We start from the raw sequence: 11,262 nt of genomic DNA, 5'->3' as shown, positions 1-11,262 counted from the left end.
TGAAGTCATGGATATACACTTTAGCGAATCGTTGAATTGATTATAGTAATAGAAACTATATAAGGAATGTGAAATGTCCCTAAATTCACTATATGAATCGATAGCGCATCATGATTGGATTGATATTCCAGAAGGTTGGTTACAAGGGCGTACAATTTATGGTGGTTTAGTTGCTGGCATTCTTATGTATAAGGCACTGTGTACAATCAATGATGCCTCAAAACGATTGCTAAGTACCAGCATTACATTTGTCGGTCCTGTGCAGTTAGCAAAAGGTAAACTCACAGCAGAGATTTTAAGACAAGGAAAATCTGTGACCACAATTGAAGTGAGATTGTGGCAAGATGATGCTGTACAAAGTATTTTAGTCGCAAGTTTTGGTGTACCTCGTACTTCGAAAATAATTGTTCAGCAAGAAAAACAAGCTCCTGAATTCCCTTCTGTAGACTCTCTAACTATTACCCAATTACCAGAATCTGCACCACAATGTATACAGCAAATGGATTTAGCATGGGTGAGTGGGCAATTTCCTTGTACAAATAGCCCTCAACCCGATTTTTCGGGATGGTTTAGGTTTAACTCAAACTTTCATGAAAATAGATTAATGAATGTTGCAGATTTAATGGTGGCTTTTGATATGTGGCCCCCTGGAATTTTACCTATGCTTGATCAGATGGCACCTGCAAGCTCTCTGACATGGCATGTTACTTATATCCATCCTTTAGAAACAACATTATATGATTGGATGAAATACAGGGTATTTACAGATTCTGCTGCAGATGGTTACTCAACAGAATATGCCCACTTATGGGATCATAATGATCGTTTAATTGCGATTTCTAGACAAACAATAACAGTTTTTGCCTAGTGACACACACAGGCATTTCGTATAAAGTGAGCGCATTAGCAGTGAATAGATTTTCAACTTTAGAGTGTCATTTACTGTAAAGTTAAGGAGAAAAACTGGCGGTGTCTATGACAACAGGTCGAATCCTGAATATACCTAATATTTTAACATTAGCACGTATTGCTTTAATTCCTGTATTTTTGATTGTGGCATATTGGCCACCAGCCTTAGGCATTACAGAGTCAGCAGATAGTATGATGCGTCATATTATTTTGACAGCAATTTTTATAATTGCAGCTGTGACAGACTGGTTAGATGGTTATTTAGCGCGCACTTTAAATCAGACATCTGCTTTTGGACGGTTTTTAGACCCAGTTGCAGATAAACTTATGGTTGCAGCTGCATTAATTGTTTTAGTTCAATGGCAACCTTCTATTTCTATGGCATTTGCTGCAATTGTTATTATTTCACGTGAAATTACTGTTTCTGCTTTACGTGAGTGGATGGCAGAATTAGGCGCAAGAACTAATGTTGCTGTGTCGACTGTAGGAAAATATAAAACAGCATTTCAGATGATTGCAATTTCAGTGTTTTTATTAAATTGGCCACCGTTAGATATGCTTGCATATGCTTTGCTATATACTGCTGTCATTTTAACATTATGGTCAATGTTCATTTATTTGAAAGCTGCATGGCCATATCTAAAACAACCTTAAAAAAATAAAAGCTGTTATTCAATAACAGCTTTTTTACAATTCATATAAATAAAAAAATAACTTAATTCTTATTGAAAGATTTTTAAAACATTCCTAATTTTAATGATTGGTGAGTGTGAGAAATTTTTTCTCAATTAAATGTGCATTTTCTTGCAATATTGCAATGAGTTTTTGCAAATTAACAAATTCAAAACGATTTTTAGACGCTAATAAAGTAAGTGCGAGTGGCGGCTCTTTCATTGAAAATTTGATGGGAACGGAAACACCTGAAATATTAGGATCTAATTCTCCATTCGAAAAGTAATATCCTTGTTTTTTAATCTTCTTCATTTTCATGAAAAAGTCAGTTTCATCTGAAGCAAATCCAACTTGAGAAAATTCAGATGAAAAACGATGATAGTAATTCAAAATTTGTTGTTTAGGTAAGTGTGACAACATGATTTTAGCAGATGAGCCAACATGAACAGAGCGTGGGCAGCCGCGACCGTAAGAAAGTAATACGGTGTTTTTGAAAATTTCATCATGTAAATCTATACATGAATCATGATTTAAATGAGTGAGTAAACAGGAGAACTCAGTACGTTCTACAATGTCTTTCATGAATGGAATACTAATTTGTACAAGTGGATCTGTTGTACGAGAAATATAATCCAAAATAGCAATTTTTGAACCCAGTGTATAATCACCAGAAGTACCACTTAATCGTTGTAAAAGTTCAGCAGAAACTAACTCTTTAAGATAGCGGTAACTGGTTGGTTTTGATAATCCAAGCTCTACACTAATGATGTCGACATTAATGACCGATCGAGATACAGAGAAAAGATCTAAGACGGTCAGGATTTTGCCAAAGCTTGAAAGTGCCATAATAGAATGCCTAATAAAATAAACAAAAGCAAAAAGGTTTGATCTGCTGAGTTTTTCGCAACCAGATTACTTTATAGCAAAATGTATTAGATTCTACAGTTATTTTGATGATTAACGTGAATATTTAAAGATTGGTGGTTTGAGAGATGCTAAAACACCGTAGAGCAATTTATAAATTAGTTAAATTATCATAATGAGATATTATTATTGACTTTGTGTGTTTTTTTTGAAAAAATTAAGATATAAATATCTTATTATGATTAAAAATTATTTTCATTATGATGTGTTTTTATATCGCATATCCCTGAGGCTATATAAATTACCATGCATCTATAGCGCCCGTGTTTTGCAATATGACATCAATTTCCTCAGTTTTTATTGCATGACAATATGCTTATTTAAGCGATAAAAGTAGGCTGTTTTCAATGATAGGTTTCTTTAATTTGGGTTAAATCATGTTATTAATAAATCAATTACTCGCATTTCGACCAAATAAAAAGGATCTTATTTTTGCAACGAAAACATTTCTCGCAGGAATGTTGGCACTTTATATTGCTTTTGCTCTTAATTTAGCTTATCCCATTTGGGCTGTCGGAACAGTTTTTGTTATTGCAAATCCTTATGCAGGGATGACGTCATCTAAAAGTATTTATCGGTTATTAGGAACGCTTTTGGGTGCAGTTGTGGCTGTAATTGTGACTCCATTATTTATTAATACACCAATGATTTTTACTCTATTTCTTGCAGTTTGGGTCGGCTGGTGCTTATATTTTTCGCTCTTAGATCGGACGCCACGAAGCTATATCTTTATGTTAGCAGGATATACAACGGTCATTATTTGTTTTAATGCAATTTATGCAATTAATACCACAAGTATTTTTGACATGGCGATAGGAAGATTTCTAGAAATTAGTCTAGGTGTTGTATGTAGTGCGGTGGTCACATTGACAATTTTTCCAGTACATATTGGCCCAGCAATTGAAACCCGAGTGATTAAAACATTTAAAGATACTCAAACGATTTTTGATAAAATTCTATTAGAACAGCAACGACAACAAGATTATTCACATTTACTCGGTGGATTAGCGCGAGATATCTCAGACATTCACGTGATGGCAGTTTATCTATCATATGAAAAATCGACATTACAAGGAATGACAAAACCTCTGCAAGAAATGTTAAATCAAATGGTCATGCTCGTCTCAAATTTAGTTGCAATTTCTGAATGCGTAAAAAAGTTAGATTTAATTAGCCCTTTATATCGGCAAGAATTAGCAAAAATTCACAGTAAAATCTTAGTTTTTTTAGAATCTACTGAAATTATCGAACAAGATCAGATGCTAAAAATTGCAAAGAAATTTGATGAAGATTTTGACGTGTTATTTAGTCAAGCACATGCAGCGCAACAATATTTATTGTTAAGCTTAAAAATGGATCTTCGTCATTTTGTGCAAAATATTCGTGAAATTAAGTTCCTTTGGCAAGGTATTCAACAGGGGAATGTAAAATTACCCGAGAGTATATCAAGTTTTGATCAGCACGATCCAAAATTACACCGTGATCATGGTATCGCTATTCGTGGAGGTATTTCAGCTGCACTTGTGGTTTTAATTGCCACTGGTTTCTGGATTATTAGTGGTTGGTCAGCAGGATTCATGTTGGCAGAAATGGCAGCAATATGTGCATGTATTCTTACTTTTTTAGATGATCCTGTTCCTGCATTGAAAGTCTTTATTCAAGCCAGTATTTATGCTTCAGTAATGGTATTTATTTATGCGTATGGAATATTTCCTTACGTGACATCATTTTGGCAATTAATGCTCGTTCTTGCTCCATTTATTATCTATTGTTTAACACTATTTCCATATCCACCTTTGATTGGGTTCAGTCTTCCTTTATTAATGGGAACGGTGATGGGATTAAACTTGCAGAATAGATATCACTTAGATCAAATTACTTTTTTTGATGCATCTATTGCGACAGTAATGGGACCAATTATTGCAGTATTTATTATCCATTTGGTTCGTTCTATGTCTCCTGAAATGACTGTAAAACGAATATTATCATTGCATTACCACGCCATTCGGCAAGCACTTCATCTTTCTTATAGTGTCGAATTCAGACGTCATTTGCGCAGTATGTTAGACCGCATAGGTATTTTAAATAGCAAGTTGATACAGTCAGAAGAATTAAAGACTCAAATTAATTTGGCATTAATCGAAACAAGTGCAGTCATCGATTTAGCACGAATTCAAGAACTGATTCAACAATTACCTGAACAAAACCATATAGTTTCTCAATTAAAAATATTGCAAGAAAAGTTAGATGAACTATTTAAAAATAAAGAACGGGGACTTCTAAATTTAGAGATTGAAAGTGAGATTTTAAATCTTTTAAATGCCTTAAATTTTGAGCTTCATGAATATAAAGATGATGATGTGAGCGTCAGAATTATCCTTTCTTTACATAATATTCAGAGCAGTTTGTGTCATTTATCTTCGGTTGTTCGACCTATAAGACAGCTAGGGACATAATCATGGGTGAGTTTAATATTTACGGTGTATACGTCCCAAGTTTATTGGTCTTAGCAATTCTGAGCTATGCACTTTTACGTATTTCAATGAAATTCTTAGATAAATTAATCAAAAAAGGTTGGATTATGGCCCCAAGCTTTTTTTACTTATGCATTTATGTATTGATACTGACATTAATGCAATGGGGTTATGTGAGTTGTTTCGCATGAGATATTTACAGATAGTGGCATATGAGGAAAATGAAATATGACATCTCAACAATTCAAAAAACTTATCCGTCCGACCTTCATCATGATTTGTACAGTGTTGGCAATTTTTGCAGTGGTTCATTTGTGGAATTACTACAATGCCGCACCTTGGACCCGAGATGGGCGAGTTCGGGGTGATGTGATAGAGATTTCTTCTGATATATCAGGTTTAGTGACCGATGTTTTGGTTCATGACAATGAGACTGTAAAAAAAGGACAGGCTCTTTTTAAAATTGATGTTGCACGTCAAGTTTTAGATGTTGAACAAGCAAAGGCTGATTTGTTTAAAGTAAAAGCAGGTTTAGCTGAAGCTGAAGCTCAATTGTCGCAAGCAAAGGCAGATCTAGTTAAAGCGAAAGCCAATACTAATTTAGCAGATAAAAATGCACATCGTTATTCAAACTTAATGGATGGTGCTATTTCTAAACAAGAACAAGACCAAATGTTTTCGGTACGAGAACAGTCATATGCAGAATATGAACAACGTAAAGCGAGTATTGAGCAAGCAGATGCCAATATACTTCAGCAAAAAGCTTTGGTTGATGTTGCACAAAGTCAGCTACATTTAGCTGAACTAAATTTAAAACGCTCTGTGGTTGTCGCACCTGCAAATGGAACTTTATCTAATTTTGAGTTAAAAGCAGGAAACTATGTCAAAGTTGGGCAGGCTGTAGCTGCATTAGTAGATCGAAAACAATTATATGTTGTCGGATATTTTGAAGAAACAAAGTTAAATAAAATTAAGCTAGGTGCACCAGCTACAGTTCAATTAATGGGAGACTCTCAAAAATTAAAAGGTCATGTTCAAGGAATTGCCTCTGGTATTGAAGACCGCGAACGGACATCAACTTCTGGATTACTTGCGAATGTAAATCCTACTTTTAGTTGGGTTCGTTTAGCACAGCGTGTACCAGTAAAAATTAAATTAGATGAAGTTCCTAGTAATCCTTTAGCCTTTGTTGCTGGTCGTACAGCCACGATTCATATTGATGAAGTAAAATGATATAAAATGGGTTGATCGTATTAAGCTGATATTTATTTATACTTGAGTGGAAACAGTGATTCGTTGCTATAAAATTAAACAGCGGATGATCAGTGTCTATTTGATTGTTCGCTTAAGTGAGAAATTTAAAATAAAAGGTTTTATATGAAATTTTACCCACTATAAATGGAGCTAGGTTTCGTTGGAACAATGCTAAGTAGCCATATGGCTAAACTAATCATTGATTTTATATTGATAAATTTTCTTATATTCCGTAGGTGTCATATTAAGATTTTTCACAAATAATGATCTTAAAGATTGTTCATTTTTAAGCCCGCATTCTGTCGCAACTTTCTTAAGTGACATCGTGTTATCTCTTAGAAGTTGAGTTGCGTATTTCAATCGAATTTCTTGTAACCATTTAATCGGACTTAATCCCATCTCTTTATTAAAAATACGACTTAAATGTCTAGGGGTAATACCAATTTTTTCTGCGAGATGTAAAACGGTAATATTTTCTTTGATGTGTGAAGTAACCCAAGCCTCTAAATGATTAAGTACAGTACGCCCATGTGGCGTAACGCCAAATTTGTCACTAAATTGGCGTTGAGAACCTTGCCGCTTAAATAATGTGACCAAATGCATTGCTGTTTTTCGAGCAATTTCACGACCTAAGTCTTGCTCGACTAAGTATAGAGCGAGATCAATTCCTGAAGTGACTCCAGCAGATGTATAGATAGATTCATCTTGAAGACAAAAGGACTCTGAATTAACGAATATTTCAGGGTATCTCTGTTGTAACTGATTTGCGACAGACCAATGGGTCGTAACTTGTTTATTTGTTAAAAGATTGGTTTTTGCTAATAAAAAAGTGCCTGTACAAACTGAACCTAGGCGTTTCACTTGATGATTCATGTAAATCAACCAATCGATAATGACCTGATTGACGTGTGTTTCAGGCATATTGGGAGAACCTGAAACCAACAATGTATCTATATTGGGTAATTCATCATAAATGGAATAATCGGGAATAATTTTTAAATGGCAACTTGTTTGAAGAATTTCTGAAGTTGGTGAAATTAAAATCGTTTGATAATAATTTTTTTGAAATTGTCGATTTGCTTCTGAAAAAACATCCATGGGGCCTGCCATATCCAACAATTGAACATCAGGTAATGCAAAAAATGCAATTATTTTATTCGGCATTGAACGTCCTAATTTTCATTAAAATGTCTGATATGTAATTATAATATCAATACTAGACATATTTAATAGTCTCTAAACTCATAACTCCACGATTTAATTTTCAGGAGTTATCACCAATGAATCATTCAATAGCACTTTATTTACCCAATACAGCACTGATAAAAGAGGTCACTGAATTGGTAAGAGACACGGAAACTGAGTTGTTATTTAATCATTCAAGTCGTGTTTATTACTGGGGAGCTTTAGCAGCATCACGTAAAAATATTCAAGTTGATCATGAACTTCTTTATATCAGTTGTATGTTCCATGATATGGGACTCACCCAACAATATTGTAGCTGTGATAAAAGATTTGAAGTTGATGGTGCAAATGCTGCAGCAGATTTTATGCGCAGTCATCATTTTGAACAAACGGATATTGATAAGGTTTGGACAGCAATTGCACTGCATACGACACCAGGAATTCCTGAATTTATGGCCGCTGAAATTGCCATGGTGACTGCGGGTGTGGAAATGGATGTTTTAGGAATGAAATATGATGAATACTCAGATCAAGAGCGTGAAAGTGTGTTAACTCAATATCCACGTGAAAAAAACTTTAAAGAAGCTATTATTCAAAGCTTTTATGATGGTATTAAATTTAAACCAGAGACTACTTTTGGGAATGTTAAGGCTAATGTGATTCAAGATAAAGAGAATCATTTTCAAGCAATGAATTTTTGCTCGATTATTCGTAATTCTAAGTGGAATTCTTAGTTCATTGAATGAGAAGAATAAGTATGAATTTTATTTGCTTATTCTTCTGTTAAAAAATTCAGAACTTATTTTTTTATTTTCTGATGTGAGTGAATGTTGTGAATTAGGGAGCTTTATTTTTCAAAGTGACCTTAAATGAATAAGCGAATATTAGTTTAAGATCTATTTTTATCAATTATTTTAAAAAGCTTATATAATAATGTGAAATTGTATTAAGAATGTATCGTGAAATAAAAGTTTTTCTTTATCGTCCTGTATAATTCATTTAAGTTGCTTTTGAACTTTTCCTCTCTCCGAATTTCAGTTTTACGTTGATAATTAAGTAACTAATTTTCAGCTAATAAATGATTCAATAAATGTAGTCCATCATGTCAAGTACACAAACAGTCAAGCTTAACCGTGCCACATTTATGTTTCCTTTAGCATTGGTTTTATTTGAGTTTTCAGTTTATATCGGTAACGATTTAGTACAGCCAGCAATGTTGGCAATTACCCATGATTTTGGTGTAAGTAGCTCTTGGGCACCTTCTTCAATGTCATTTTACTTACTCGGTGGTGCTTGTGTTGCATGGCTTTTAGGTCCGTTATCAGATCGATTTGGTCGTAAAAAAGTACTTTTAAATGGTGTTTTATTTTTTGCACTGATGTGCTTATTAATTTTATTAACAACAAATATAGAAAGTTTTTTAGCACTGAGATTTTTGCAAGGATTTGGATTATCTGTCATTACAGCCGTCGGGTATGCGGCAATTCAAGAAACCTTTGATGAACGAGATGCAATTAAAGTGATGGCTTTAATGGCAAACGTTTCTTTACTTGCACCTTTGTTAGGTCCTGTATTAGGGGCTTTTATGATTGATCATATTTCATGGCATTGGGGATTTATTGGTATTGCGGTACTGACTTTAATGAGTTGGTTTGGGTTGAAAGCAAAAATGCCCGAAACAAAGAAAAGTATTCCAAAGAAACCGTTAATTTATATACTTGAAGATTTTAAGCAAGTATTTAAAAATAAAAAATTCTTAGCGCTTACCTGTGCCTTACCCCTCATTAGTATGCCTCTCATGTTATGGATTGCACTTTCACCAGTAATGTTGGTTGAATATTTGGGCTTAACAAGCATGCAATATGGTCTGGCACAATTTCCAGTTTTAGGTGGATTAATTGCTGGAAATATCGTTTTACTTAAAATTATAGATCGCCTACCTTTAGGAAAAACAGTTTTACTGGGCTTACCTCTTATGTTAATTGGAACATTGATTTTGATGTTCGGTGCGATTTGGCAAGAATATTTTATTATTTGCCTCATTTTAGGAATGACCTTCATTAGTTTTGGTGAAGGAATGAGTTTTTCTGTGATTTATAGATTTGCTTTAATGTCTTCGGAGGTTGCAAAAGGTACAGTTGCAGCAGCAGTTTCAGTATTGTTAATGTTGAGCTTTTTTATATTTTTAGAGTTAGGACGGGTGCTTTATGAATATTTTCATATCTGGGCATATAGCTTGATTTGTTTCACTTTTATTATACTGTGGTTTACTTTCCCTCGGATCAGTTTAAAGAAGGTGATGCAAGAGCGAGTAGAGCAAGGGCAGTTCTAATTTTATTTGAATGTTGACGTATTTAATTCATACATAATATATTTTTATAAAACAGTTGCAAAAGTGAGATTCATAGCACTTTTGCAACGCTTGATTATTTGAAATCTAACGATTTAATTCTGTGTTACTTTAAGTTGCTAAGAATTAACTTTATCCCGGTCACCGCTTGAATCTCATCAAGACTCACACCGCTAGCAAGTTCAATGAGTTGGACGCCTTCTGGGCTAATATCCATTACGCCTAAATCTGTAATAATGCGGTTTACGACGCCTTTGCCAGTCAATGGTAACGTGCAGTTTGGCACAATTTTAGCACTGCCATCTTTGGCACAGTGTTCCATTAATACTACAACTTTTTGCACTCCAGCAACCAAATCCATTGCCCCCCCCATACCTTTGACTTTTTTCCCAGGAATCATCCAATTGGCTAAATCACCTGACTCTGAAACTTCCATTGCACCTAAAATAGCAATATTGATATGTCCGCCACGAATCATGGCAAAGGATTCTGAGCTAGAAAAAAATGCTGCGCCAGAACGTGCAGTAACTGTTTGTTTCCCTGCATTAATCAGGTCAGCATCTACGGTATCTTGAGTTGGAAATTCATCAATACCCAATAAACCATTTTCAGACTGCAGCCAAACATCAACACCTGCTGGGAGGAAATTCGCCACCAAAGTGGGTAAACCAATGCCTAAATTGACATAAAAACCATCTTCAAGTTCGAGGGCAGCACGCTGTGCCATCTCATTACGTGTCCAAGCCATGCTTTATCCCTCCGCCTTTAATGTCATTTGTTCAATACGTTTTTCAGGGGTTGCATTCAAGATAATTCGGTGAATATAAATTCCAGGTAAATGAATTTCATCAGGATCTAGCTCACCAATATCGACAATGTGTTCTACTTCAGCAATGGTGATTTTTCCAGCCATCGCACATTCAGGATTAAAATTTCGAGCAGTTTTACGGAAAATTAAGTTGCCTGCTTTATCTGCCTTATATGCTTTTATTAATGCAACATCTGCGGTGAGTGCATGTTCTAAAATATAATCTTGACCATTAAACTCACGAATTTCTTTACCATCAGCAACGAATGTTCCAACGCCAGTTCGGGTAAAAAAGGCAGGAATACCTGCACCGCCTGAACGTAATTTTTCAGCTAAGGTTCCTTGAGGCGTAAGCTCGACTTCAAGCTCACCATTGAGGAATTGACGTTCAAATTCCTTATTTTCTCCAACATATGAAGAGATCATTTTTTTAATTTGTTTGGTATGTAGGAGTTTACCTAAACCAAAATCATCCACGCCTGCATTATTTGAAATACAGGTCAGATTTTTGACACCAGTATTTTTTAAGGCATTAATGAGTGCTTCAGGAATACCACAGAGTCCAAAGCCGCCAACAGCAATGGTTTGATGATCAGCAACAATATCAATTAATGCCTGTTCTGCACTGGAAAAGACTTTATTCATCCTTATTTTCCTCAATCCTTAAAGTACATTCTATTTTTATC

11 protein-coding genes are annotated in these 11,262 nt (G+C 34.7%); 7 read left to right on the top strand and 4 right to left on the bottom strand.

The window, feature by feature from the left end; translation table 11 throughout:
* Positions 1 to 73: 73 nt before the first annotated feature.
* Complete coding sequence (locus B9T31_RS00540) at positions 74 to 868, top strand: thioesterase family protein (protein ID WP_086180020.1); 795 nt, start codon at positions 74 to 76, stop codon at positions 866 to 868.
* A 107-nt stretch (positions 869 to 975) separates the two neighbouring features.
* A complete protein-coding gene (gene pgsA, locus B9T31_RS00535; RefSeq protein ID WP_086180019.1) occupies positions 976 to 1,563 on the top strand; it encodes a CDP-diacylglycerol--glycerol-3-phosphate 3-phosphatidyltransferase in 588 nt (195 codons plus the stop codon).
* Between the two features lie 99 nt (positions 1,564 to 1,662).
* On the opposite strand, the gene B9T31_RS00530 is transcribed toward pgsA, so the two are convergent.
* Complete coding sequence (locus tag B9T31_RS00530) at positions 1,663 to 2,427, bottom strand: IclR family transcriptional regulator (RefSeq protein WP_086180018.1); 765 nt, start codon at positions 2,425 to 2,427, stop codon at positions 1,663 to 1,665.
* A gap of 455 nt (positions 2,428 to 2,882) precedes the next feature.
* Between B9T31_RS00530 and B9T31_RS00525 the strand changes: the two genes are divergently transcribed.
* The 3 genes from B9T31_RS00525 to B9T31_RS00515 are packed head-to-tail and all read left to right on the top strand — an operon-like array spanning position 2,883 to position 6,212.
* A complete protein-coding gene (locus B9T31_RS00525) occupies positions 2,883 to 4,961 on the top strand; it encodes an FUSC family protein (protein WP_086180017.1) in 2,079 nt (692 codons plus the stop codon).
* 2 nt (positions 4,962 to 4,963) lie between these two features.
* Positions 4,964 to 5,170, top strand: coding sequence for a DUF1656 domain-containing protein (locus B9T31_RS00520; RefSeq protein ID WP_086180016.1), 207 nt, complete (start codon positions 4,964 to 4,966; stop codon positions 5,168 to 5,170).
* Between the two features lie 37 nt (positions 5,171 to 5,207).
* The gene (locus tag B9T31_RS00515) at positions 5,208 to 6,212 is read left to right on the top strand and encodes an HlyD family secretion protein (protein WP_086180015.1); all 1,005 of its coding nucleotides are present in this window, start codon (positions 5,208 to 5,210) and stop codon (positions 6,210 to 6,212) included.
* 213 nt (positions 6,213 to 6,425) lie between these two features.
* Here the strand turns inward: B9T31_RS00515 and B9T31_RS00510 are convergent, their stop codons facing one another.
* The gene (locus B9T31_RS00510; RefSeq protein WP_086180014.1) at positions 6,426 to 7,397 is read right to left on the bottom strand and encodes a GlxA family transcriptional regulator; all 972 of its coding nucleotides are present in this window, start codon (positions 7,395 to 7,397) and stop codon (positions 6,426 to 6,428) included.
* A gap of 116 nt (positions 7,398 to 7,513) precedes the next feature.
* On the opposite strand from B9T31_RS00510, the gene B9T31_RS00505 reads away from it, so the two are divergent.
* Positions 7,514 to 8,152, top strand: coding sequence for an HD domain-containing protein (locus tag B9T31_RS00505; protein ID WP_086180013.1), 639 nt, complete (start codon positions 7,514 to 7,516; stop codon positions 8,150 to 8,152).
* A gap of 368 nt (positions 8,153 to 8,520) precedes the next feature.
* Complete coding sequence (locus B9T31_RS00500) at positions 8,521 to 9,750, top strand: MFS transporter (RefSeq protein WP_086180012.1); 1,230 nt, start codon at positions 8,521 to 8,523, stop codon at positions 9,748 to 9,750.
* Positions 9,751 to 9,874: 124 nt separating this feature from the next.
* Here the strand turns inward: B9T31_RS00500 and B9T31_RS00495 are convergent, their stop codons facing one another.
* Together B9T31_RS00495 and B9T31_RS00490 are read right to left on the bottom strand one after the other, a co-directional pair.
* The gene (locus tag B9T31_RS00495; protein ID WP_086180011.1) at positions 9,875 to 10,516 is read right to left on the bottom strand and encodes a CoA transferase subunit B; all 642 of its coding nucleotides are present in this window, start codon (positions 10,514 to 10,516) and stop codon (positions 9,875 to 9,877) included.
* A 3-nt stretch (positions 10,517 to 10,519) separates the two neighbouring features.
* Positions 10,520 to 11,221: a CoA transferase subunit A gene (locus B9T31_RS00490; protein WP_086180010.1), complete on the bottom strand. Its 702-nt coding sequence runs from the start codon at positions 11,219 to 11,221 to the stop codon at positions 10,520 to 10,522.
* Between the last annotated feature and the right edge of the window lie 41 nt (positions 11,222 to 11,262).

It is taken from the genome of Acinetobacter sp. ANC 4558 (assembly GCF_002135375.1).
In the GTDB taxonomy this organism is placed as follows: domain Bacteria; phylum Pseudomonadota; class Gammaproteobacteria; order Pseudomonadales; family Moraxellaceae; genus Acinetobacter.
The sequence above is the reverse complement of the archived record's forward strand: the minus strand, read 5'-3'. Positions and strand labels throughout refer to the sequence as shown.